Origin of the sequence: Brenneria sp. L3-3C-1 (assembly GCF_016456245.1) — a bacterium.
GTDB lineage: Bacteria > Pseudomonadota > Gammaproteobacteria > Enterobacterales > Enterobacteriaceae > Brenneria.
On the sequence record NZ_JAEMHF010000001.1, the window covers coordinates 1,268,185 to 1,293,448 of the forward strand.

Consider the following 25,264-nt stretch of genomic DNA (forward strand, 5'->3'; position numbering starts at 1 on the left):
AAACCAGACGCCGGGGATAAAAATGCAGGGATCAGGCTATCCGCCAATTCCCGTACGTCTATCGTTTGGCTAACAACAGACCCAGCACCAGTCCAAGCGTCGTACCGATGCCAATACCATGCCAGGGTTTGTCATGTACGTAGACATCCGCCTTATCGGCGACGTGTTTGGCTTTGGCATAGTAACTGTTGTTTGCGCCAATTCTCGCTTTGACCTCAAGCAAGGCTTTCTCCGCGTTTTTCTTCAGATCGACATAGGCCTTGTCAGCCTGATCGCCAGAGTAGCGTAAAACCTCATCCAGCGTTTCAGATAAGAGCTTCAGATCATCGTCGATACGAATCTCGTCAGGTTGTTTTTTTTCTACTGCCATAAAATGCGCCCTTTCTTAATGAAAAATGGATTGTCTGATTAACTATAGACAATTCTGCGCGGCAGCAACGGCTCATCAGCCCGGATCATTCCTAAAAGCGCGGTTTATCGCACATGGCGGATAAAAAAACGCCGCTGACTCTCATCAGCGGCGTTTTTCAAGCGTAATCCAACCTATTGACTACATCATTGGCTGCGCCAGTTGAACCAATGAAATCAGCGGCTGTGGATAAACACCCAGGATCAGCACCGCGATGGCTGAAATCAGCACCACCACGCCGCCGGCCGTTAAGGCCCAGTTGCTCGGCGTATCGCGATTCAGCACCTGCGGCGCACTCAGATACAGGCTGACCATCACCCGCAGATAGTAGTAGAGACCGATGGCGCTACCTAAAACCACCGCGCCGGTCAACCACCAAAGTTCGGCATTAACGCCGACGGCCAGCACATAGAACTTACCGAAGAAGCCCAGCGTCATCGGGATACCGGCCAGCGACAGCATCATCACCGTCATGACCGCCGACAAAATCGGCTTATGCCAGAACAAACCACGGTAGGAGAACAGCGAGTCGGCATCCGGGCCGCTGTACGGACTGGACATCAGGCTGACCACGCCAAAGGCGCCGAGGCTGCTGAACAGATACCCCACCAGATAAACGCCGACGGTTTCCAACGCCAGTTGGTGGCTTTGCACCGCAATCAGCGCAACCAGCAGATAACCCAGGTGGGCTATGGACGAGTACCCCAGCAAGCGCTTGATATTACTTTGCGATACCGCCATCACGTTGCCAAACAGGATGGACGCCACCGCAATAAAGCCAAGCACCGTTCTGACCGCATCGCTATCCACCATCGGCGCATAGAGGAACAACCGCATGACCGCGCCAAAAATGGCGATCTTGCTGGCGGTAGCCAGAAACGTCGACACCGGCGCCGGCGCGCCCTGATACACATCCGGCGTCCACAGTTGGAACGGCACCAGCGACAGCTTAAAGCCCACGCCGACGACCATCATCCCCAACCCCACCAGCAACAGCGGTTCATGGATGCGAAGATCGCTCAGGCTTTGTCCCAGGCTGGAGAAGCTCAGATTACCCGAATCGGCATAGACCAGCGCCATACCGAACAGCAGAAAGGAAGAGGCGGCGGCCGATAGCAGCATGTACTTGATACCGGCTTCCAGCGAGCGTTTCTGACGGAAAGCATAGCTGACCAGCCCGAACAGCGGCAGTGAAATCAATTCAATACCGATGAACAGCGCCGCGAGGTGGTTGGCGCTTGACAGCAAGATGCCGCCCAGGGCGGCGATCAGCACCAGCAAATAGAACTCATCGCGGTTATCCGGAAAACCTTCCAGCCACGGATAGGCGAAAGTGCTGGTCGCCAGACTGGCCAATAAAACCAGCGCGGTATAAAACATGGAAAAACCATCAACCCGCAGCAGCGGCGTGACGTCCGTCGGCCCTACCTGGCCTACAAAGTACAGCGACAGCAGCGCAATGTTCAGGCCGATAACCGTCAGTGTTGCGTTGACAAAATGGTTGCGTCGCCACGCAATGCACAGCATCACAACCACTACCGTCAATCCGACGATCAACAGCGGCGACAGCGCGATTAGTTGTTGAAGAGTTATTGTCATGGCGAATTACGGCCTTGTTGTTGAAAGTATTGAATCCGGAGCAGACGACATAAACCACTGCTGAATATTTGACATCGCAGCGCTGGAGGTATCCAGAATCGGTTGCGGGAACACCCCTAATAACACCAACAGCACTACCAGCAGCATAACGATGGACAACTCACGCAGCGACATACTCTGCAACGGCTGTTCCGATCGGGGGGCGCCATAATAGGCGCGCTGCATCATGATCAGCGAATAAACCGAAGCAAACACCAGCCCGAACGTCGAGATCACCGTAATCATCGGCACAACCTGATAGCTGCCGAACAGAATCATAAATTCACCGACAAAGTTACCGGTTCCCGGCATCCCCAATGTCGCGACGGCAAAGAACAGCGAAAGCGCCGGCAGATATTTCATCCGCGCCCACAGCCCCCCCATCTGGCGCATATCGCGGGTATGCAATCGCTCATACAGTTGGCCACACAGAATAAACAGACCCGCGGCGGACAGACCGTGCGCAATCATCTGGATAACCGCCCCCTGGTAGGCCAATTGGCTGCCGGAGTAAATGGCGATCATCACAAAACCCATATGCGAAACCGAGGTATAGGCGATTAAGCGCTTGATATCCGTCTGATTAAACGCCATCCAGGCGCCGTAGAAGATACCGATCACCCCGAGCCACATGGCGATAGGCGCAAATTCATGGGAAGCATTCGGAAACAGCGGCAGACTGAAGCGCAACAGGCCGTAAGCGGCGGTTTTCAGCAGAATGCCCGCCAGGTCGACGGAACCTGCCGTCGGCGCCTGACTATGGGCGTCCGGCAGCCAACCGTGCAACGGCACCACCGGCATTTTTACCGCGAAGGCGATAAAGAAGCCAAGCATTAGCAGATATTCGACGCCACGGGACATTGGCGTATTCAGCAGCTCTTCATAGTTGAAAGTCCAAATCCCGGTCGCCTTATAGTGCACAAACACCAGCGCCAGAATGGCAATCAACATCACCAGACCGCTGGCCTGGGTATAGATGAAAAACTTGGTTGCGGCCGTAATACGGGTTTTGCCGTCGGAGCCTTTATGTCCCCACAGTGCGATTAGGAAGTACATCGGCACCAGCATCATCTCCCAGAAGAAGAAGAACAGGAACATATCGATAGCGACGAATACCCCGATCACCGCCCCCAGGATCCACAACAGATTCAGGTGGAAAAAACCCTGATAGCGGTGAATTTCATTCCATGAGCAAAGGATCGCCAGCACCCCGAGCAATCCCGTCAACACCACCATCAGAATCGACAGGCCATCCAGAGCAAGATGGATGGCGATGCCAAAGCGCGGGATCCACGGAACATTGAACTCGGACTGCCAGTTCGGCAGGCCATTGGGTATTGCCAGAGAATAACCACCTTGCAACCACAGTTGCAGAGATAGCACCAGAGTCAGCCCCATCGCAATCAGCGCGATCCAGCGCGGCACTTTCGTACCAAAGCGCTCGAACTGCCAGCACAGCAGACCGCCGATAAAGGGGATAAGAATTAGCCAAGGTAATAGCATGGCGCTTTGTGTCCCTAAAATTAAAGAAATCTGAAAACTTGCCGTGGCGGGCATTCACACCAGGAATGCCCTGCCCTTCTATGTTCCGGGGCGTATTAAACCAGCAATAACAACGCCAGCACCATCACCGCGCCCAACCCCATGGAAGCGGCGTACCAGCGCACCTGACCATTTTCACTGACCGCCAGCCCGCGATTACTCCAGCGGATAATCACCGCCGGAATGCCCATCAGCGCATCCAGCGGGTCACGCTGCAACAGCTTGGCGATGGCCAGATAGGGCCTGACGAAAACCTTGTTGTACAGCCAGTCGAAACCCCAGGCATGGAACCACCAGGTCGAGAAGAAACGCCCCGGCGCGCTTTGCGCGATACTGCTCACCCACTGCCGTTTTCCCAACCACAGCACGGCGGCCAGTAAAATACCGGCAATGGCGACCACGCCTGAAGCAACCTCCAGCGTGATCATCCGGCTGTGCTCCAGCGCCGTCGTCTCCGGCAGCACACCGTGTAAAGGCGGAACAATCATCGCGCCGATAAAGGTGGACAGCACCATAAGCACGATAAGCGGCAAATGATGGGCAATCCCTTTACCCGCATGTGCTTTGGTCTTCGCTTCGCCATGGAACACGATGAAGATCATACGGAAGGTATACAGCGAGGTCATAAAGGCGCCGGCCAGGCCCGCCAGCATCAAATTGATGTGGCCGTTGGCCCAGGCGCCGGCCAGGATCTCGTCTTTACTGAAGAAGCCGGCGGTAACCAGCGGCAGCGCGGCCAGCGCCGCGCCCCCGACCAGGAAGCAGACATACACCAGCGGGATCGTCTTACGCAGACCGCCCATTTTGAAAATATTCTGCTCGTGATGACAGGCCAAAATGACCGAACCGGAAGAGAGGAACAGCAGCGCTTTGAAAAACGCATGGGTCATCAGATGGAAAATCGCCGCATCCCATGCCTGAACGCCCAGCGCCAGGAACATATAGCCAATCTGACTCATGGTCGAGTAGGCCAGAACACGTTTGATATCCGTCTGAACCAGCGCGGCGAATCCCGCCAGTACCAGCGTCACCGCACCGATAATCCCCACCAGATGCAATATTTCCGGCGCCATCAGGAACAGGCCGTGGGTTCGGGCGATCAGATAGACCCCCGCGGTCACCATGGTGGCCGCATGGATCAGCGCGGATACCGGCGTCGGGCCGGCCATCGCATCCGCCAGCCAGGTTTGCAGCGGCAACTGAGCGGACTTACCGACCGCGCCGCCCAGCAGCATCAGGGTCGCCCAGGTAATCGCCGGCGAGCCTTCCGCCAATTGCTGCGGCGCCAGCACCATCAGTTCGCGGAAGTTTAATGTGCCTAATTCGTTGTAAAGGATGAACAGCGCAAAGGCCAGAAACACATCCCCCACGCGGGTGACCACAAAAGCCTTCATGGCCGCCGCGCCGTTTTTCGGATTGGTATAGTAGAAGCCAATCAGCAGGTAGCTGCACAGCCCCACCCCTTCCCAGCCGAGATACATCAACAACAGATTATCGGCCAGAACGAGCACCACCATGCTGGCGATAAACAGGTTGGTATAGGCAAAGAAACGCGAATACCCCTCTTCACCGCGCATATACCAGGAGGCAAACAGGTGAATGAAGAAACCAACCCCGGTGACGACGGACAGCATGGTGACGGACAGGCCGTCAAGGGTCAGCGTTACGCTGATATCAAAGTTGCCGACCGCCATCCATGTCCACAGATGCTGGTTAAACACGCTCACGCCAGTATGCTGCTGACCGAGAAAATCGACCGCCACCCAGGCGGTCACCAACGCCGCCAGACCGATAGCGCCTACGCCGACCGTCGCCGACGTATTCTCCGACCAGCGGCCGCGGGAAAATGCCAGCAGCAGGAAGCCAAGCAGCGGGAATAGTATGGTTAAATAGAGTAAGTTCATCCGCGCATCTCACTGACTGTATCAATATTCAGGGTCTGACGACGACGATACAACTGCAACAGCAGCGCCAGGCCAATGCTGGCTTCAGCCGCCGCCAGCGTAATCGCCAGAATATACATCACCTGACCGTCCGGCTGCTGCCAGTAGCTGCCCGCCACCACAAACGCCAGCGCGGCGGCATTGATCATAATTTCAAGGCTTATCAACATAAACAGCAAGTTGCGGCGAATAAGCAGCCCGGTCAGCCCCAAAACGAACAAAATAGCGGCTAACAGCAAGCCATGTTGTAACGGAATCATGCGCGTTCCCCTGTTATTTTATTATCAACATCCTGGTTCGCGGTTTCTTTGCTGACCCCCTCTCCCCGCTTGTCTTCACGACCGACATGGAAAGCGACGACCAGACCGGCCAACAACAGCATTGAAGCTAACTCAACGGCGAGAACGTAAGGGCCGAACAGACTGATCCCCACCGACTTGGCGTCCACCATGTCCCCGGTGATGCCCTGCTCGCCCAGGCTGAAGATCCCCTTGACGAGCGCCGCCAGCAAAGCCAGCGACAACAGCCCCGGGCCAATCCAGACGCCGGGTTTAAGCCATGCCCGTTCCTGCTCGACCACGGAATTGCCGAGGTTGAGCATCATCACCACGAACACGAACAGCACCATAATGGCGCCGGCGTAGACGATGATCTCCAGCGCGCCGGCAAAGTAAGCCCCCAGCGAGAAAAATACGCAGGCGACGGCCAACAGGGAGACAATCAGGTATAACAACGCATGCACAGGGTTGGTGTGGGTGATGACGCGCAACGTCGCCACCACCGCCACCAAACCTGCAAGATAAAAAGCGAATTCCATGCTAGCTCCTTAGGGCAATAGACCTTTGACGTTAATGGGTTTGGCTTCGTTTTCGGCTTCGCCTTTATCTTTCCCATCGATCGCCATGCCGGCCATCCGGTAGAAGTTGTATTCCGGATACTTACCCGGCCCCGAGATCAGCAGATCTTCTTTTTCGTAAACCAGATCCTGACGTTTGTAATCCCCCATTTCAAAATCGGGCGTCAACTGAATCGCCGTGGTCGGGCAAGCCTCTTCGCAGAAACCACAGAAAATGCAACGCGAGAAGTTGATACGGAAAAATTCGGGATACCAACGACCATCTTTGGTCTCTGCTTTCTGCAAGGAGATGCAGCCGACCGGACAAGCCACCGCACACAGATTGCAGGCCACGCAACGCTCCGCGCCGTCCGGATCGCGCGTCAGCACGATGCGTCCGCGATAGCGCGGCGGCGGGTTCACCGGCTCTTCAGGATACATTTTGGTTTCGCGCTTTTTAAAAGCGTTCGACCCCACCATACAGATACTGCGTACCTGGGTGCCGAAACCAACCACTAAATCTTTTAATGTCATGGTTTATTCACCCCTTATTGAGCGTTGTACAAAATGACCGCGGCAGTCGCCAGCAGGTTCAGTAAGGTTATCGGCAGACACACTTTCCAGCCGAACGCCATCACCTGGTCATAACGCGGACGCGGCAGCGCGGCGCGGATCAGAATAAACATCATCATGAAGAAGGCCGTTTTCAGCGCAAACCAGATGAATGGCGGCAGCAACGGGCCATGCCAGCCCCCAAAGAACAGGGTGACGATCAGCGCGGAAACGGTGACGATGCCGATATATTCCCCCACGAAGAACAACCCGAATTTCATACCGGAATATTCAATGTGGTAACCGTCCGCCAGTTCCTGCTCTGCTTCAGGCTGGTCGAACGGATGCCGGTGACACACGGCCACGCCGGCAATGGCAAAGGTGATGAAACCGAAGAATTGCGGGATCACGTTCCACAAATGTTCCTGAGAATCCACGATGTCGCGCATATTAAAGGAGCCGGCCTGAGCGACGACCCCCATCAGCGACAACCCGAGAAACACTTCATAGCTCAGCGTCTGGGCGGAGGCGCGCACCGCCCCCAGCAGTGAATATTTGTTGTTGCTCGCCCAGCCGGCAAACAGCACCGCATAAACCGCCAGCCCCGCCATCATCAGGAAAAACAGCAGACCGATATTCAGGTCCGACACACCCCAGGTCGGCGTGACGGGCACAATGGCAAAGGCCAGCAACAATGAGGTGAACGCGATCATCGGCGCCAGAGTGAAAATCACTTTGTCAGTAAACTTCGGCACCCAGTCTTCTTTGAAGAACATTTTGATCATGTCGGCGACAAGCTGCAACGAACCGCCCCAACCTACCCGGTTCGGCCCGTAACGCCCCTGGAACAACCCCAACAGCTTACGCTCGCCCATACTCATAAATGCCCCGCAGGTCACGACGACCAACAGGATAACGACCGCCTTGCCGACAGAACTCAGTATCTCCAGGAGATCCGGTGTTAACCAACTCATTGTGCAGCCTCCCGCAGATTCTCAACGGTTGCGCCCGCCAGCACCGGCGCGATGCCCGGCAAACCTAACGGTAGACCAACCTGTCCCTGACTCAGCCCGTCGCTCAAGCGCAGCGGCAGACGCAGCGTCTGACCGCCACAGCTCAGTTCGATCAGCGCTCCCGGATTAACCCCCAACGCGGCCGCATCGGCCGGATTGACCATCACATACGGTTCCGGCATGCGGCTTTGAATCACCGCCGAGCGTTGCGACATCTCATCGCTGCCGAACAAGTGATAGTAAGGGGCGACACGCCAGTTGCCTGACTGGGCGGTAAACGCGGCCGGGATATCCCCGAAATAATCCAGCGTGTTTTCGCCGGCTTCAATCATGCGCATCCCCGGATCGCCGTGGCGCAGATGGCCGCCGACCTCATCCTGGAACTTGTTCCACGCCTGCGGCGAGTTCCAGCCTGGCGCCCAGGCAAAGGGGATCTGCTGACGATCGGCCGTCGGGCTGTTGTTCCCTTCCATTGAGAAGGCGAACATGGTGTCTTTATCCTGCGGCTGACGCGGTTCATGCACGCTGATATTGGCGCGCATCGCGGTACGTCCGCTGGAGCGGTTCGGCGAGCGGGCCAGCTTTTGCCCGCGGATGCGGAATGAAGCATCCGGCGCGGCCTGCTTGATCGCCGACAGTTGCGGCAACGCAACGACGCAGGCATCAATCACATGATCGAGCAACGTCCAGTCAACCTGGCGACTGTTGTAGGTAATAAACAGGGAGTGCAGCCAGCGCCAGCTTTCCAGCATCACCACCTTATTGTCATAGTAAGTGGGATCGTACACCTGGAAGAAACGCTGAGCGCGGCCTTCCTGGTTGATCAACGTACCGTCGCTTTCGGCGAAACTTGCCGATGACAAAATAAGGCTGGCCTTATCCATGATGCGGGTGCGCTGATGATCCAGCACAATCAGGTTATTGGCTTTCTCCAGCGCGGCATCGATACGCGCGACGGGCGCATGACGATAGAGATCGTTTTCCAACACCACCACGCTGTCGGCGTCGCCGTTTTCCAACTGCGCCAGCGCCTCATCCAGCGAACCGCCGCCGATCATCGACAGCCCGATGCTGTTGGCGGCGGAAGCGACAAAGGTGATCCCCACATCGGAGCCGCGCGTCTTAAGCGCTTTCGCTACGTTGGCGGCAGCAGCGATGATATCGCTGCTGCCGGCATTGGTGCCGGAGATAATCAGCGGTTTCTTCGCTCCGGCCAGCGCCTGAACGATGATATCCACTTTCTGATCCAGACCGGGTGCCAAATCCGCTACCGCAGGCGCGTTTTCATCCAACGCATGGGCAATGGCAAAACCAAGGCGGGCCTGATCGGCGACCGGCGCACGATAATTCCAGGCGGCGATATCATCCAGACGGGTGTTATCGACGTTGGTGACGAACAGCGGGTGCTTGGCATGCTGACCGATATTCATGATGGCGGCGATCTGCCAGTCCGCCACTTTCTGCGCGGCGGCCATTTCACGCGCTTTGCCTTTCACGGCCTGGCGTACGGCCAGCGCGATACGGGCGCCGGTTTGGGTCAGGTCTTCACCCAGCACCAGCACGGCATCGTAGCGTTCTATCTCACGCAGCGCGGGCGTATGTATGCCGCCCTCGCGCAAAACCTTCAGCATCAGTTGCAGACGATTTTGTTCGTCATGGGCGATGCCGGTATAAAAGTTTTCCGCCCCGACCAGTTCACGCAGCGCAAAGTTACTTTCGATGCTGGCGCGCGGCGAACCAATACCAATGGTTTTCTTAGCCTGACGCAGCACATCGGCCGCCCCTTGCAACGCCTGATCGGCATTCAGCGCGATCCAGTCATCGCCACGCCGCTGAAGCGGCTGTTTGGGACGATCTTTCAGATTGACGTAACCGTAACCAAAACGGCCGCGGTCGCACAGGAAGTAGTGGTTTACGCTGCCGTTGAAGCGGTTTTCAATACGACGCAACTCGCCATAGCGCTCGCCGGGGCTGGTGTTGCAGCCGACGCTGCACTGCTGGCAGATGCTTGGCGCAAACTGCATATCCCATTTACGGTTGTAACGCTCGGAATGCGTTTTGTCGGTAAATACGCCGGTAGGACAGACTTCCACCAGATTACCGGAGAATTCGCTTTCCAACGTGCCATCTTCCGGGCGGCCGAAATAGACATTGTCGTGCGCGCCGTAAACACCGAGGTCGGCGCCGTCCGCGTAATCTTTGTAGTAGCGAACGCAGCGGTAACAGGCGATACAGCGGTTCATTTCGTGGGAAATGAACGGCCCGAGATCCTGATTGCGGTGGGTACGTTTGGTAAAACGATAGCGCCGGAAATTATGCCCCGTCATTACCGTCATATCCTGCAAGTGACAGTTTCCGCCTTCCTCACACACCGGGCAGTCGTGTGGGTGATTGGTCATCAGAAACTCAACTATCGTTTTACGGAATAGCTTCGCCTCGTCGTCCTCAATCGCGATAAACGTCCCCTCGGCGGCCGGTGTCATACAGGACATCACCAGACGACCGCGGGTATCCTCCGCGTTTTGGTATTGCTTTACCGCGCACAGGCGGCAGGATCCAACGCTGCCCAGCGCCGGGTGCCAGCAAAAATAAGGAATATCAAGTCCCAGAGACAGGCAAGCTTCGAGAAGATTGTTCGCTCCGTTTACTTCATACTCTTTGCCGTCTACATGAATAGTAGCCATAGTCAGCATGCTTCCATAATGGCCTGTGTCGCCACAGGCGCTAATCAAAAATTCTATTATAGGGACGGCTTATTCGCGCCGCCCGGCGGATACATTGGCTGCATCTCACGCTTATCCGGTGATGATTTACCAGCGCTCTTTCAACAGGTTCGGCTGAATGCCGCCAATCGCTTTGACGTTGCCCAAATACTGTTGCGAAATACCTGCTTCAAACTCTTCCCGGAAGTATTTAATCGCGCTTTGCAACGGTTCCACCGCCCCCGGCGCATGAGCGCAGAAGGTGTTGCCTGGCCCCAGAAAACGGCAAAGCTGCTCCAGCGTTTCAATATCTCCCGGTTGACCTTCTCCCTGCTCCAGCGCGCGCAGCAGTTTTACGCTCCACGGCAGGCCGTCGCGGCAAGGGGTGCACCAGCCGCAGGATTCGCGAGCAAAAAACTCTTCCAAATTGCGGGTGAGCGACACCATATTGATTTCGTGATCGACGGCCATCGCCAGCGCGGTGCCCAAACGGCTGCCCGCTTTGGCGATGTGTTCGAAATCCATCGGCAGGTCGAGATGATCGTTCGTCAGGAAGTCCGTGCCCGCGCCGCCCGGCTGCCAGGCTTTCAGCTTCAGCCCGTCGCGCATCCCGCCGGCATAATCTTCCAGGATCTCGCGCGCCGTGGTGCCGAACGGCAGTTCCCACAGTCCGGGATTTTTAACCCGGCCGGAAAAACCCATCAGCTTGGTGCCGGCATCCTTGCTTTTACCGGCGGACAGCCCCTGATACCAGGCCGCGCCGTGTTCAATGATGGCCGGTACGTTGCACAGCGTTTCCACGTTATTGACGCAGGTCGGCTTGCCCCAGGCGCCCGCGGACGCGGGAAAAGGCGGCTTCGAACGCGGGTTGGCGCGACGGCCTTCCAGCGAGTTGATCAGCGCCGTTTCTTCGCCGCAGATATAGCGGCCCGCGCCGGTATGCACAAACAGCTCGAAATCAAATCCGCTGCCTAAAATATTTTTACCCAGCAATCCGGCGGCTTTCGCTTCTTCAATGGCGCGGCGTAAATTCACCGCCGCCTCGATATACTCGCCACGCAGGAAGATGTAACCGCGATAGGCTTTCAGAGCGAAAGCGCTGATCAGCATCCCTTCCACCAGCAGGTGCGGAAGCTGTTCCATCAACAGACGGTCTTTATAGGTTCCCGGCTCCATTTCATCCGCGTTGCACAGCAGATAACGGATATTCATGCTTTCGTCTTTCGGCATCAGGCTCCACTTAAGCCCGGTCGAAAAGCCCGCGCCGCCGCGCCCTTTCAGGCCGGCGTCCTTAACCAGGGAAACCACCTCATCCTGCGCCATGCCGCCTAACGTTTTTTGAGCGGCGGCATAACCATTTTTACTGCGGTACTCATCCAGCCAGACGGGCTGTTTATCGTCACGTAAACGCCAGGTCAGCGGATGCTGTTCAGCAGTCAACACAATGTTTTTACTCATTGATACTGCTCCAATAACGATTCAATATCTTCAGGCTTCACGTGGCTGTGGGTATCGTCGTCAATCATCATCGACGGCCCCTTGTCGCAGTTCCCCAGACAGCAGGTCGGCAGTAACGTGAAGCGTCCGTCAAAGGTTGTCTGGCCGGGCTTGATGCTGAGCTTACGCTCCAACGCGGCCTGCACGCCCTGGTAGCCGTTGATGTGGCACACCACGCTGTCGCAATAGCGAATAATGTGGCGCCCCACCGGCTGACGGAAAATCTGGCTGTAAAATGTCGCCACGCCTTCAACGTCGCTGGCCGGGATACCCAGCACGTCGGCAATCGCCTTGATGGCGCCATCCGGCACCCAGCCACGCTGCTTCTGTACGATTTTCAGCGCTTCGATAGATGCCGCGCGGGCATCCTCATAATGGTGTTTTTCGTGTTCGATCGCGTCACGCTCCGCGTCGCTCAGCACAAAAACAGTGTCTTTCGTCAGTGAATCGGCGCCGGGTTGACCCGCGTCGATATGATCGTGAGTGTTGTTATGATTGTGCATAATTAGCGGTCCACATCTGACATGACAAAATCAATACTGCCGAGGTAAACGATCAGGTCAGATACCAGACATCCTCGGATTACCGATGGGATCTGTTGCAGATGCGGATAGCTCGGCGTGCGAATACGGGTGCGATAGCTCATGGTGCCGCCATCGCTGGTCAGGTAATAACTGTTGATGCCTTTGGTCGCCTCGATCATCTGGAACGATTCATTGGCTGGCATCACCGGCCCCCAGGAAACCTGAAGGAAATGGTTAATCATGGTTTCAATATGCTGTAACGTGCGCTCTTTCGGCGGCGGCGTGGTCAGCGGGTGGTCCGCTTTGAACGGCCCTTCCGGCATATTATTCAAACACTGTTCCAAAATGCGCAGGCTCTGGCGCAACTCTTCGACTTTCAGCATCACACGGCTATAGCAGTCGCTGATGCCGTCGCCAACCGGCACTTCAAAATCGAAGTTTTCATAACCGGAATACGGACGGCGTTTGCGCACGTCAAAATCAATACCGGTGGCGCGCAGACCCGCTCCGGTGACGCCCCATTCCAATGCCTCTTTGGCATTGTAGGCGGCAACGCCCTGAGTACGGCCTTTCAGAATGGTATTCTGCAAGGCGGCTTTGACATAGATATCCAGACGGGATGGCATCCAATCAAGGAATTCACGCAGCAGGCGCTCCCAGCCGCGCGGCAGATCGTGCGCCACCCCGCCGATGCGGAACCACGCCGGATGCATACGGAATCCGGTGATGGCTTCAACCAAATCGTAAATTTTCTGACGATCGGTGAAAGCAAAGAACACCGGCGTCATCGCCCCGACGTCCTGAATAAAAGTGCTGATGTAGAGCAGATGGCTATTGATGCGGAACAGTTCCGACAGCATGACGCGAATGGTTTTAACGCGATCCGGCACCTCAATGCCCGCCAGCTTTTCAACGGCCAGGACATACGGCATCTCATTGACGCAGCCGCCCAGGTATTCAATACGATCGGTGTAGGGAATGTAGCTGTGCCAGGACTGACGTTCACCCATTTTTTCCGCGCCGCGATGGTGATAACCCACATCCGGCACACAGTCGAGCACCTCTTCGCCATCCAGTTGCAGAATGATGCGGAATGCGCCGTGTGACGACGGGTGGTTCGGCCCCATGTTGAGGAACATGAAGTCCTCATTTTCGGTGCCGCGCTTCATGCCCCAGTCTTCCGGCTTAAAAGTCAACGACTCCATTTCCAAATCCTCTTTCTGCTTGGTCAGCACGAAAGGATCGAATTCGGTGGCGCGGGCCGGGTAGTCTTTACGCAGCGGATGACCTTCCCAGGTATGCGGCATCATGATGCGCGTCAAATGCGGATGCCCGTCAAAGGTCATGCCGAACATTTCCCAGGTTTCCCGCTCATACCAGTTGGCATTAGGGAACAGTTTAGTCATCGTCGGCAAGTGCATGTCGCTTTCGACCAGCGCGACTTTCAGCATGATGTCGCGATTGCGCTCAATGGATATCAGATGATAGAAAACGGAGAAATCCGCGGCCGGCAAACCTTCGCGATGGGTACGCAAACGTTCGTCCATACCGTGTAAATCAAACAGCATCACATACGGCTTCGGCTGTTTTTTCAGGAAAGAAACAACTTCCAACAATTGCTCACGCTTAACCCACACCACGGGAACGCCCGTGCGAGTGGCCTGTACGGTAAATGCGTCTGGTCCAAAACGGTTACACAGTTCGCCAATGACCGGATCATCAAGATGATCGCGAGTTTGCCAGGCAGGCAGAGCGAGATCGTGCGTCGTTAAATCTGTCATAAATATGTCACCACATTAAATGTGCTATTTCTGTATTCGATGGCGGCCGCATACTCTTATCGTGATATTACGCGACCGGCGTATTCATCATTTACAGGTCAAATCTCATCGGGCGAACGCAGGTTGGTCACTGCGATGCGCTCAGCGCGTTTGCGTTCCCGCTCGGATTGCATGTTGGCGCGGTAGACGCCCTGTTCTCCCACCACCCATGACAGAGGGCGACGCTCTTTACCAATGGATTCTTTTAATAGTAACAGCGCTTGCATATAGGCTTCAGGACGCGGCGGACAACCCGGGATATAGACGTCGACGGGCAGGAATTTATCTACTCCCTGAACAACGGAGTAAATGTCGTACATACCGCCGGAGTTGGCGCAGGCGCCCATGGAGATAACCCATTTGGGTTCCAGCATCTGCTCGTACAAACGTTGGATAACCGGCGCCATTTTGGTAAAGCAGGTTCCCGCCACCACCATAAAGTCGGCCTGGCGCGGAGACGCGCGCAATACTTCAGAACCGAAACGCGCAACGTCATGCACCGCGGTAAACGACGTCACCATTTCAACATAGCAACAGGAAAGACCGAAGTTATAGGGCCAAAGGGAGTTTTTGCGCCCCCAGTTCACCGTATCGTGAAGCGCATGCTCCAGCTTGCCCATATAGACACTGCGGTGAACATGCTGCTCCAGAGGGTCGGAAACGATCTCCTGCCGTTGCAGGGGATAACGGTCATTCTCACCGTCCGGCTCTATGCGGGTGAGCGTATAGTCCATCTTAAATGCCTCGCTGTTACTGCTGATGATTGTTGGTGATGTTTACGATGTCTGATTTAACGACCTGTCTCTTGGAACGCGCGGGAGTCCAGTCCAACGCCCCGATTCGCACCAGATAGATCAAACCAGCCAACAGCACCAAAATGAAAATGCTTGCTTCGATGAAGCCAATCCAGCCGCTTTCTCTGATGGAAACGGCCCAGGCATAGAGGTATAAGGCTTCAACATCGAAAATAACGAAAAACATGGCGACCAGGTAAAATTTGGCAGACAGGCGCAAACGCGCTGAACCGACGGCGTCGATCCCGGATTCGTAAGGGGTGTTTTTCGCTCTGGCCTTTGCCCTACCACCGAGCAAAAATCCCCCCGCCAGCATAAAGCCGCACAGGCCCACGGCGATGATAAGGAATAGCGCAAATGCCCAATGATGGGCGAGGACTTCAGTAGTTGTTGACATACTCTTTGCTTACTCATCAAAAGTGGTTAGTAACATCTGCTCTTCTTCGGCAGCTATGCACCACATCGATTAAAAGGAAGGATTAATAACCACATAAAAAGCACGGAAACGTGTCAGGTAACCAGCGTTCATATGGTTGAGCCCCTAATTTTGTAACCTTTTTTCAACCTTACTAAAAATAACAGTATATCAGTTTACATGCACACGATTTTGTTAACATTCACTGCCCTATCGCCGGCTAAATCGAGTCAGTGTTCACTCTGGATTAACAAACTGTGAGCATCGGCAACTCAGGTTAACGCGGCTACTATACCATTTTCACAACGGATGCCTGTTCCCCCCATAAGGTTATTAGGGTTATTTTTTGATCCAGCACACATTTTTAAGCATTTAGTTAGTAAAAAAATTGGCGCTTCCGGCCCGATGTCCGACGGTTGTTTTTACACGGCGAGTTTAAAAAAAAAGAACTGTCATTTCATAAAATTGGCAAGGCTACGACGATTTGCAGGCGGCTTACTGAACTTGCAGAGGAAGAGGAACTAACCAGAGGGAAGTGCGTTTGCTTAAACGCAATAAAATAAATCATTATGCGGGCCGCATCCTTCAGCCCGAATAATGTTTCACTTATCGCTCAATTACACTGCATCCTTCAGAGAAGGATCCGGCGGCGTGGCATCATCACCATGGCGACTCAAGGCGGCGCCCTTTGTCGGCACGTATGCGTTATTGCCTGACCCAATCACATTAAAAATCGCTGTTACCAGTTCATTTTCATGATTTGGGTTCTTGCACAGAAAATAGCGAGTTTCCGGCAGTCTTGGCAAGCCATCCTCCTCGCCCAAAACCCTTAACTCCGGGCTCATCATCTCAACCGAACGAACGGTCACGCCCAGGCCCGCCTTAACGGCCGCACGGACGGCCGACAGCGTTGAAGCCACGTAAGAAATCCGCCAGGGGATCCCCGCCGCAGTGAGATGCTCCAGCGCCAGCGAGCGGAAAGGACTGGGCTCGTCCAATACCACCAGCGAGACGGGTTCTTCCGGCCTGAATTGATAATCCGCGGCGCAATACCATAGCGTTGGCGACGTTCTTAATAGCACATGAGGAAATTCCATACTGTTCATCGTGGTAATCACCAGATCAATATTCCCTTGATGTAGCATCTCCAACATTTCCGCACTACGCTTCACGCTAACGGCTATCGATAATTTAGGAAACACCGATGTTGCCCGGTGCAAAATATAAGGAAGAATGGTGTCAGCGGTATCATCGGAGGCGCCAATGGTGAGCGTCCCCTGAATATCGCTATATATTAATGACGTACATGCTTCATCATTGAATTGTAATATTTTCCTGGCGTATCCCAAAAACTGGATACCATGTTCAGTCAGCAGCTTGTTGCGCCCGTGGCGGGCAAACAGCTCCTTTCCGATGAGTTGCTCTAAACGTTGCATTTGTTGGCTGACGGCCGATTGTGTCCGACGTACAGCAACAGCAGCGGCTGCAAAAGTGTTCAAATCTGCAACGGCGACAAACGTTCTTAATAGGTCAAGATCGAGATTAAGTACTGGTCGATTTGCGTTGGTCATACGATTCATCACTTATCTATTTTAATTTTTAACAAAAACATTCCTGGTGTTTTATTACATGTATCGGTTACAACCCATACACTTTAAAGACACTATCGCAGACGCACGATAAGGGCAAAAAAATACTTATGTTTCGTTACCACAATCGCCTTTTCAATTGATGAGCCACCGTTATTTTAAGCGATTAACCCCCTTGATTTTTAAATTCTTAATCCGGTGAAAATCAGCGTATCTTTTTTTATTCTACGAAATAAACCACTTTCGCTTATTTCAAATAACAAGGGATCTATTTTCATAGGTAAAAAGTTTACTGCGTGACCAAAAATCAGAACTTCCATCTACCCTATCTCTCCCCGATTAACACCTCTTCATCATAGTGTATCAGCGTAATAATTTGCAGAGAAAGCGATAATCATTCTTCAAAAGGTATCACAGGAGGAGTACATTAAGCCGGTTATGCTATTCCACACAGGAATACGCTTTTCCCGCAAAAGGTTTGTGATATTTATGTCTCCGATTGAAAAATCCCAAAAGCTGGAGAACGTCTGTTACGACATCCGTGGTCCGGTCCTCAAGGAAGCCAAACGTCTTGAAGAAGAAGGTAATAAAGTTCTTAAGCTGAACATCGGCAACCCAGCGCCTTTTGGTTTCGATGCCCCTGATGAAATTCTGGTCGATGTGATCCGCAACTTACCGACGGCGCAGGGCTATTGCGATTCAAAAGGTCTCTATTCCGCGCGTAAAGCCATCGTACAGCACTATCAGGCCAGAGATATGCGCGATATGACCGTCGAAGACGTGTATATCGGCAACGGTGTTTCTGAATTGATCGTGCAATCCATGCAGGCGTTGCTGAATACGGGCGACGAGATGCTGGTTCCCGCTCCGGACTATCCGCTATGGACGGCGGCCGTCTCGCTATCCAACGGCAATGCCGTACATTACCTGTGCGATGAAGCCGCAGGCTGGTTTCCCGATCTGGATGACATTCGTAATAAAATCACGCCGCGCACCCGCGGGATTGTCATTATCAATCCCAATAACCCGACAGGCGCGGTGTACAGCAAGGAGTTGCTGCTGGAAATCGTGGCGATTGCCCGTGAACACGGCCTGATCATTTTCGCCGACGAAATCTACGATAAAATCCTGTACGACGATGCCCAACACCACTCGATCGCCGCGCTGGCGCCGGATCTGCTTACCGTGACGTTTAACGGATTATCGAAAACCTATCGTGTCGCCGGTTTCCGTCAGGGGTGGATGGTGCTGAACGGGCCGAAAAAACACGCCAAAGGCTATATCGAAGGATTGGAAATGCTGGCATCGATGCGCCTGTGCGCCAACGTGCCGATGCAGCATGCCATTCAGACCGCGATTGGCGGTTATCAAAGCATCAGCGAGTTCATTCAACCCGGCGGGCGTTTGTATGAACAGCGTAATCGCGCCTGGGAATTGCTCAACCAGATCCCGGGGGTGTCCTGCGTCAAACCCAGCGGCGCGCTCTATATGTTCCCGCGTATTGATGCCAAACGCTTCAATATTCATGACGACCAGAAATTGGTTCTGGATCTTCTTTTACAGGAAAAAGTATTGCTGGTTCAGGGCACGGCATTCAACTGGCCTTACCCGGATCACGTTCGTATCGTCACCCTGCCCCGCGTTGATGAGTTGGATATGGCAGTGCACAAACTGGGCCGTTTTCTTGAAGGCTACCGTCAATAAATAAGCCGTCTGGTCGTCGGGCGTAGCAGCCCGACGACGCCATTTCATGATGTTTGCATAATCCCCGCCAAGTGACCACAATGGATCCCCATCGTGCTGTAGTCTGAGAGATTGTCATGAATCAGAGTCACTTTTTTGCCCATTTATCCCGCCTGAAACTCATCAGCCGCTGGCCGCTGATGCGTAATGTCCGCACAGAAAACGTATCCGAGCACAGTCTTCAGGTCGCTTTTGTCGCTCACGCGCTGGCGGTGATTAAAAACCGTAAGTTCAACGGCAACATGAACGCCGAGCGAATCGCGCTGCTGGCGATGTACCACGACGCCAGCGAAGTCCTGACGGGAGACATGCCGACCCCCATCAAGTATTACAATGCGCAGATCGCCCATGAATATAAGAAAATCGAAAAGATAGCCCGCCAGAAACTGATCGATATGCTGCCGCCCGAATTACGCCCGGATTATCAATCTCTATTGGACGAACAACACATGAGCGAAGATGAACGGGCGATCGTCAAGCAGGCCGACGCGCTGTGCGCCTATCTGAAATGTCTGGAAGAACTGTCGGCGGGCAACACGGAATTCACCTTGGCCAAAGCCCGGCTGGAAAAAACATTACGGCAGCGCCAAAGCCCGGAGATGGATTACTTTATGACCGTATTCATCCCCAGTTTCAGTTTATCGCTGGACGAAATCAGCCAGGACTCGCCGCTGTAACGCTTATCGAAAGCTGACATTGTTTGTGCGGATCAGGTCTGTGCGGATCAGAATGGATAAATCCACGGCACCATCACCACGCTGACGATCATCACCAATACCGTGAATGGCACGCCGATACGCACAAAGTCGCCGAACTTATATCCTCCCGGCCCCAACACCAGCGTATTCACCGGTGACGACACCGGCGTCATAAAAGCCGCGGAAGCCGCAATCGCAATGATCATGGCGAAAGGATAAGGCGAAACGCCCATCTGTTTCGCCGCGGCAATCGCAATCGGCGCCATCAGCACCGCTGTCGCGGTGTTCGAGATAAACAGGCCGATAACGGCGCACAGGATAAACAGGCACACCAACATGACATGCGGCCCGGAGCCGCCCGCCACATCCATAAGCCCATTGACGATCAACGCTACGCCGCCGGTTTGCTGCAATGCCAGCGCGAACGGCATCATCCCCACAATCAGGATGATGCTGGGCCAGTGAATGGCGCGGTAAGCCCCTTCCATATCGATGCAGCGGAATTTGCCCATTAATAAGCATGCAATCAGCGCCGCAACGGCATTGGGAATTTCATCAGTCAGCATCATCGCCACCATCAACGTCAGGCAGAATAACGCATGGGGAGCCTGACTGACGGCCGGCGCCACGTCGTCCACTTCAGCGGGCAAATTAAGCAGCAGAAAGTCATTTTTTTGCGTATGCAACTGCCGAATCATTCGCCAGTCGCCGATAACCAGCAGAATATCCCCCAACTGAAGCTGTTCGTCAGCCAGGATCCCGTCCATCGCCTCACCGTTACGCCGGATGCCCACCACGGAAAGACCATAGCGGCTGCGAAAGCCGACATCGTAAAGGGTTTTCCCCAAAAGCTCGGAGTCGGGGATCAGGGAAACTTCGGCCATCCCCACGTCCCGCGCCTGCTCGGAAAAATACTCGCCGCGCAGCACCATCGGCTCCAGACGCTGCGAGGCGCAGAACTCGCGTAAATCCACGTCTGAGGTGGACATATCAATCAGCAGGACATCATTCAGCCGCAGCTCCGTATTTCCCGCCACGCTGACCATCACGCGCCGGAATTTGCGCCAGCGCTCAATCCCGACGATATTCGCGCCATAGCGCTGACGCAGCCGAAGGTCATCAAGCCGGTGACCAATAAAAGGAGAACCGGGGCGGATCGCCAAACGACGCGCCCTGCCCGTCAGTTTGTAATCGCGGATAAGATCGCGGAAGGTTCTTCTTTTCCAGGTATCTTTGGTTGTCTCCGTTCCGGCGTCGCTAAGCCAATAGCGCGCCACCATCATATAAGCCACGCCGATCAACAGCACCACGGCGCCAATCGGCGTCATACTGAAAAAACCAAACCCGTCGATACCTTCCCGCACCAGTTCGCTGCTCACCACCATGTTGGGCGGCGTGGCAACCAACGTCATCATCCCGCTAATCAACCCGGCGAAACTCAGCGGCATCATCAGTCGGGCCGGAGAGGTCTTCATGCGGGCCGACACGCTGAGCACCACCGGAATAAAGATAGCCACCACGCCGGTTGAACTCATGAATGCACCCAACAGCGCGACAGTAACCATCAGCAGCACCAGCATTTTTATTTCGCTGCTGCCGGCGGCCCGCACCAGCCAGTCGCCGACCTGGTAAGCCACGCCGGTACGCACCAGACCTTCGCCAATAACAAACAGGGCCGCGATCAGAATAACATTAGGATCGCTGAAACCGACCAGCGCCTCAGGCAACGTCAATGTCCCGCTCAGCACAAAAGCGATAATGACTAGGAGTGCCACAACATCCATGCGTAATTTATTGGTGGTAAACAACACAATGGCGATCAGCAACAGGGATAAAACCCAGAGAAGTTCGCTATTCAAAACGGTTCCCCTGATGGAAAAGTAGTCATGATAGGTGTAATACAGGCCGCAGCAAAAATGCGGAACATGTTTAACGCTACGCAGCGGCGGCCTGAAGTCGTGATGGACTAAGACAGTCTGCCATAAAAAAACCTCGCAGATGCGAGGTTTGATCATATTTAGTCATACTTTTATCAATCAGTTATAGCGATCTATCGGGTAAGGATAATCCGGGCGCCGTCAGGCGACGGGGCTATCCGCAATTGCGTCAGCGAATCTAAAATCAGATCGACCTGATCCAGCTTCGGCGTATCAGCCGGCGCCTTTACCGCGATAACCTGACAGCCAGCCGACAGTCCCGATAACACCCCGGCGGGCGCATCCTCGACGACGACGCACTCCCCGGGTTTGAGGCCTAACTGCTGCGCCCCTAATAAATAGGCGTCAGGACATGGTTTACCCTTGGCGACCTGCTCCGCTGTAATAAAGGCTTTCGGCGCGGGCAATCCGCCGGCCCGATGACGGGCGCTGGCGATAGGCACCGTGCCGGAGGTGACGATCGCCCAGGGAATACCCAGTTCATCCAGCCGTTCCAGCAGCGCTTTCGCTCCGGGCATGGCGACAATGCCCTGGGTATCCGTCGCCTCTATTTTTTCCAGCGCATCGAATTCTCGCTGGATAAATTCCTCTGTTTGCCCTTTGAGGAAGTGGCGCAGAGAGGTAATGGCCTGCTTGCCATGAATAAAATCGAGAACCTCTTGCGGTTCGATACCGTGCGCTTTCGCCCAGTCAATCCACGATCGCTCCACGGCAGGCAATGAATCGACCAGCGTACCATCCAAATCGAACAGAAAACCTTTGCACTCCACAAACAGCTCCTCGGCGATGAATCAGGCGTTGATAATTTGTGCGATTTCGACCGCGCTCAAATGATACTGACGCGGACAAGACTGCCAGATAGTCAGCATCCTGCCATATTTATCCCACATTTTAGTCTGGGCATTAAAACCGTGCGTGCCTGAATCGAAATGCGGGTAGCGACCTTCCACATGCACCATAAAGCGCACGAACCCGAGGTAACGCGCTTCCGTCGCGGCATCGAAGCCCAGAAAGGTCAGACGGCGTTCATCCAGATCCTGCTTGTCTTTCAGATTTCCCCAGGACACCTGCAAGGCATGGTGCATTTCCATGATATTGATAATCGTGCGGCAAACCTCTTCACTCAGATCGCCGAATTCACGATCCAACTCACGCATTTGTAAACCATACCCGCGCTCAATAATGGTTTGCAGCCGGCGATAACGCTCAGCGTTGTCCGGATCCAGCATCGTCATCATTTTATATTGATTCGAAAGGATCAATCTCTGGGCATTCGTCATTTCCATGGTGCTCTCCTGAACCTTATTCCGGCACACTGCCGATCGCTATTATATTGAAAGCAGAGTCGCATACTGAATCGTATCACGGTAGCAGCAGCGCTCGATTTTTTGATTTAAAACAGCAGGAAAGGCAAAATAGCATTTCACCTTTCATTCGTCTGATGAAGATCACAGATCGTCCAGAAATGTTTTGTCGAGCTGTTTAAAAGCGCGCTTCAGCACATCCGCCAACGTCTGATAAGTCGGCGTTTCCTCCAGCGGAGCAAGCGCCAGACCGGACTCAAGCAGCTTATGACGAATATCATGAAACCACTGCAATAACGTGGGAGGTAAAGGAGTAACGGAACGACGCCCCAGCCACCATAAGCCCTGCATCGGCAGGCTACAGGCAAAGAGCGCGGTGGCGATGGCGGGCCCCAACTGCCCGCCGAGCGCGATCTGCCACGTCAGGGTAAACACCGCCAGCGGAGGCATAATCCTGACCCCAAACTGAGTCGCGCGCGCCACCCGGTTTTCAGGGAACACCGGGGCCAGACGCTTATCCGTGGGCCAGGTTTTCATATAGTGCTGCCCACGCTGGAGTAACTGTAGCCAACTGATTCGACCGCTAGGTTTCGTTGCCATAGTCACACCTCAACTTTACAGATAAAAAATAAAACTTTTGCACAAATCAACAACTCAATTTGAGAGGGTTAAAATATATTTTGTGTTTGCCGAACGCTATCGGTATCCTAGTTCGGCCTTTTAGCCGCCTCATACTCACGCAGTATGACTATACCCAGGGATATATTTCCCACGACCAAACAAGCGCTGTCAACAAGCCATTAACGTTGATGCATTGCTTTAATTAAATCGCGAGCTTCATAAGGCCAGTGTCGTGTCATTATACTGCGTATGCGGTATAACAATACTTGATAAAATCGGCACTTTTTCACCGTCATGTCAGGTGTATCACACCAGGGTATGATGTTAATCATAAATGCCAACGGCGATATGCGATACGCTACGTTCTGTTCGGCGTTTTTTTAACCATGCATAACAAATGTATAACAAGTAGGTACTTCCATGTCGAGTAAGTTAGTACTGGTTCTTAACTGTGGTAGTTCATCCCTGAAGTTCGCCATCATCGATGCTGTTAACGGGGAAGAATACCTGTCTGGTCTGGCCGAGTGTTTCCACCTTCCTGAAGCGCGTATCAAATGGAAAATGGATGGTGCTAAACAGGAAGCCGCTCTGGGTGCTGGCGCAGCTCACAGCGAGGCGCTGAACTTCATCGTTAATACCATTCTTGCCCAAAAACCCGAGCTGTCCGCTCAGTTGGTTGCTATTGGCCATCGTATTGTCCACGGCGGTGAGAAATTCACTCAATCAGCCGTTATCAATGACGAAGTCCTCCAGGGTATCAAAGATTCCGTACCTTTTGCACCTCTGCATAACCCGGCGCACCTGATCGGCATTGCAGAAGCATTGAAATCATTCCCGAACCTGGCTGATAAAAACGTGGCTGTATTCGATACCGCGTTCCATCAGACCATGCCGGAAGAGTCTTATCTTTATGCCCTGCCGTACAAATTGTATAAAGACCACCATGTTCGCCGTTACGGCGCGCACGGCACCAGCCACTACTTTGTGACCCAACAGGCTGCTGAAGTGCTGAACAAGCCGGTAGATGAGCTGAACATTATCACTTGCCATCTGGGCAACGGCGGTTCCGTTACCGCGGTACGCAACGGTAAGTGCGTTGATACGTCCATGGGGCTGACCCCGCTGGAAGGCCTGGTGATGGGCACCCGCAGCGGCGATATCGATCCGGCGATCGTCTTCCACCTGCATGACTCGCTGGGCATGAGCGTGGCGCAAATCAATACCCTGCTGACCAAAGAGTCCGGCCTGCTGGGTTTGACCGAAGTCACCAGCGACTGCCGCTATGTTGAAGACAACTATGCGACCAAAGCCGATGCCAAACGGGCAATGGACGTTTATTGCCATCGTCTGGCCAAGTACATCGGCGCATACAGCGCGCTGATGGAAGGTCGTCTGGATGCGGTAATCTTTACCGGCGGTATCGGTGAAAACGCCGCGATGGTGCGTGAACTGACGCTGAACAAGTTGGGTCTGCTGGGCTTTGACGTCGATCATGAACGCAATCTGGCCGCTCGCTTTGGTAAAGGCGGCAACATCGCTAAAGACGGCAGCCGCCCGGCGCTGGTAATTCCAACCAATGAAGAATTGGTGATCGCGCAAGACGCCCTCCGTCTGACCGCGTAAACAACTCCCAACTCCGTCAGCTCAGGCTGGCGGAGTTGCTTTTGACTAACGAGCAACCGTGAAGA

Annotated in this window: 22 protein-coding genes; 3 read left to right on the forward strand and 19 right to left on the reverse strand. The window is 54.1% G+C overall.

Annotated features, from left to right (window positions below; translation table 11 throughout):
- Nucleotides 1-58 precede the first annotated feature (58 nt).
- The 15 genes from elaB to lrhA form a co-directional block, all read right to left on the reverse strand.
- Nucleotides 59-370, reverse strand: coding sequence for a stress response protein ElaB (gene elaB, locus JG725_RS05640; RefSeq protein WP_172289004.1), 312 nt, complete (start codon nt 368-370; stop codon nt 59-61).
- Nucleotides 371-550: 180 nt separating this feature from the next.
- A complete protein-coding gene (nuoN, locus tag JG725_RS05645) occupies nt 551-2,008 on the reverse strand; it encodes an NADH-quinone oxidoreductase subunit NuoN (protein WP_199377025.1) in 1,458 nt (485 codons plus the stop codon).
- 6 nt (nt 2,009-2,014) lie between these two features.
- Complete coding sequence (gene nuoM / locus JG725_RS05650) at nt 2,015-3,550, reverse strand: NADH-quinone oxidoreductase subunit M (protein ID WP_199377027.1); 1,536 nt, start codon at nt 3,548-3,550, stop codon at nt 2,015-2,017.
- A gap of 95 nt (nt 3,551-3,645) precedes the next feature.
- The gene (nuoL, locus tag JG725_RS05655; RefSeq protein WP_199377029.1) at nt 3,646-5,493 is read right to left on the reverse strand and encodes an NADH-quinone oxidoreductase subunit L; all 1,848 of its coding nucleotides are present in this window, start codon (nt 5,491-5,493) and stop codon (nt 3,646-3,648) included.
- The gene (nuoK, locus tag JG725_RS05660) at nt 5,490-5,792 is read right to left on the reverse strand and encodes an NADH-quinone oxidoreductase subunit NuoK (protein ID WP_172288996.1); all 303 of its coding nucleotides are present in this window, start codon (nt 5,790-5,792) and stop codon (nt 5,490-5,492) included. The genes nuoL and nuoK overlap by 4 nt, the downstream gene beginning before the upstream one ends.
- Complete coding sequence (gene nuoJ, locus JG725_RS05665) at nt 5,789-6,349, reverse strand: NADH-quinone oxidoreductase subunit J (RefSeq protein ID WP_172288994.1); 561 nt, start codon at nt 6,347-6,349, stop codon at nt 5,789-5,791. The genes nuoK and nuoJ overlap by 4 nt, the downstream gene beginning before the upstream one ends.
- Before the next feature lie 9 nt (nt 6,350-6,358).
- Nucleotides 6,359-6,901 carry an NADH-quinone oxidoreductase subunit NuoI gene (nuoI, locus tag JG725_RS05670; protein WP_172288992.1) on the reverse strand — a complete coding sequence of 181 codons (543 nt, stop codon included), beginning with the start codon at nt 6,899-6,901 and terminating at the stop codon, nt 6,359-6,361.
- Between the two features lie 14 nt (nt 6,902-6,915).
- Nucleotides 6,916-7,893, reverse strand: coding sequence for an NADH-quinone oxidoreductase subunit NuoH (nuoH, locus tag JG725_RS05675; RefSeq protein WP_172288990.1), 978 nt, complete (start codon nt 7,891-7,893; stop codon nt 6,916-6,918).
- Nucleotides 7,890-10,616, reverse strand: coding sequence for an NADH-quinone oxidoreductase subunit NuoG (gene nuoG, locus JG725_RS05680; protein ID WP_199377031.1), 2,727 nt, complete (start codon nt 10,614-10,616; stop codon nt 7,890-7,892). Before nuoG ends, nuoH begins: the two co-directional genes overlap by 4 nt.
- Before the next feature lie 126 nt (nt 10,617-10,742).
- Complete coding sequence (gene nuoF, locus JG725_RS05685) at nt 10,743-12,092, reverse strand: NADH-quinone oxidoreductase subunit NuoF (protein ID WP_199377033.1); 1,350 nt, start codon at nt 12,090-12,092, stop codon at nt 10,743-10,745.
- A complete protein-coding gene (nuoE, locus tag JG725_RS05690; protein WP_199377036.1) occupies nt 12,089-12,634 on the reverse strand; it encodes an NADH-quinone oxidoreductase subunit NuoE in 546 nt (181 codons plus the stop codon). Before nuoE ends, nuoF begins: the two co-directional genes overlap by 4 nt.
- A 2-nt stretch (nt 12,635-12,636) precedes the next feature.
- Entirely contained in the window at nt 12,637-14,436 is a 1,800-nt protein-coding gene (gene nuoC / locus JG725_RS05695) for an NADH-quinone oxidoreductase subunit C/D (protein WP_199377038.1), read from the reverse strand.
- 98 nt (nt 14,437-14,534) lie between these two features.
- A complete protein-coding gene (locus JG725_RS05700) occupies nt 14,535-15,209 on the reverse strand; it encodes an NADH-quinone oxidoreductase subunit B family protein (RefSeq protein ID WP_172288980.1) in 675 nt (224 codons plus the stop codon).
- A gap of 16 nt (nt 15,210-15,225) precedes the next feature.
- Complete coding sequence (locus JG725_RS05705) at nt 15,226-15,666, reverse strand: NADH-quinone oxidoreductase subunit A (RefSeq protein WP_172288978.1); 441 nt, start codon at nt 15,664-15,666, stop codon at nt 15,226-15,228.
- Nucleotides 15,667-16,301: 635 nt separating this feature from the next.
- Entirely contained in the window at nt 16,302-17,255 is a 954-nt protein-coding gene (lrhA, locus tag JG725_RS05710) for a transcriptional regulator LrhA (RefSeq protein WP_172288976.1), read from the reverse strand.
- A 507-nt stretch (nt 17,256-17,762) separates the two neighbouring features.
- Between lrhA and JG725_RS05715 the strand changes: the two genes are divergently transcribed.
- On the forward strand, nt 17,763-18,977 hold the full coding sequence (locus tag JG725_RS05715) for a pyridoxal phosphate-dependent aminotransferase (RefSeq protein ID WP_172288974.1): 1,215 nt from the start codon (nt 17,763-17,765) through the stop codon (nt 18,975-18,977).
- A gap of 116 nt (nt 18,978-19,093) precedes the next feature.
- Nucleotides 19,094-19,693 carry a 5'-deoxynucleotidase gene (gene yfbR / locus JG725_RS05720; protein WP_172288972.1) on the forward strand — a complete coding sequence of 200 codons (600 nt, stop codon included), beginning with the start codon at nt 19,094-19,096 and terminating at the stop codon, nt 19,691-19,693.
- A gap of 47 nt (nt 19,694-19,740) precedes the next feature.
- Here yfbR and JG725_RS05725 read toward each other — a convergent pair whose 3' ends face one another.
- From JG725_RS05725 to yfbV, 4 genes are all read right to left on the reverse strand, one after another.
- The gene (locus tag JG725_RS05725) at nt 19,741-21,573 is read right to left on the reverse strand and encodes an SLC13 family permease (RefSeq protein ID WP_172288970.1); all 1,833 of its coding nucleotides are present in this window, start codon (nt 21,571-21,573) and stop codon (nt 19,741-19,743) included.
- Nucleotides 21,574-21,764: 191 nt separating this feature from the next.
- Complete coding sequence (locus JG725_RS05730) at nt 21,765-22,421, reverse strand: sugar phosphatase (RefSeq protein WP_172288968.1); 657 nt, start codon at nt 22,419-22,421, stop codon at nt 21,765-21,767.
- Between the two features lie 21 nt (nt 22,422-22,442).
- Entirely contained in the window at nt 22,443-22,937 is a 495-nt protein-coding gene (locus JG725_RS05735) for a YfbU family protein (protein WP_172288966.1), read from the reverse strand.
- Between the two features lie 162 nt (nt 22,938-23,099).
- Entirely contained in the window at nt 23,100-23,555 is a 456-nt protein-coding gene (gene yfbV / locus JG725_RS05740) for a terminus macrodomain insulation protein YfbV (RefSeq protein WP_172288964.1), read from the reverse strand.
- Between the two features lie 441 nt (nt 23,556-23,996).
- On the opposite strand from yfbV, the gene ackA reads away from it, so the two are divergent.
- Nucleotides 23,997-25,199: an acetate kinase gene (gene ackA / locus JG725_RS05745; RefSeq protein WP_172288962.1), complete on the forward strand. Its 1,203-nt coding sequence runs from the start codon at nt 23,997-23,999 to the stop codon at nt 25,197-25,199.
- Nucleotides 25,200-25,264: the final 65 nt, after the last annotated feature.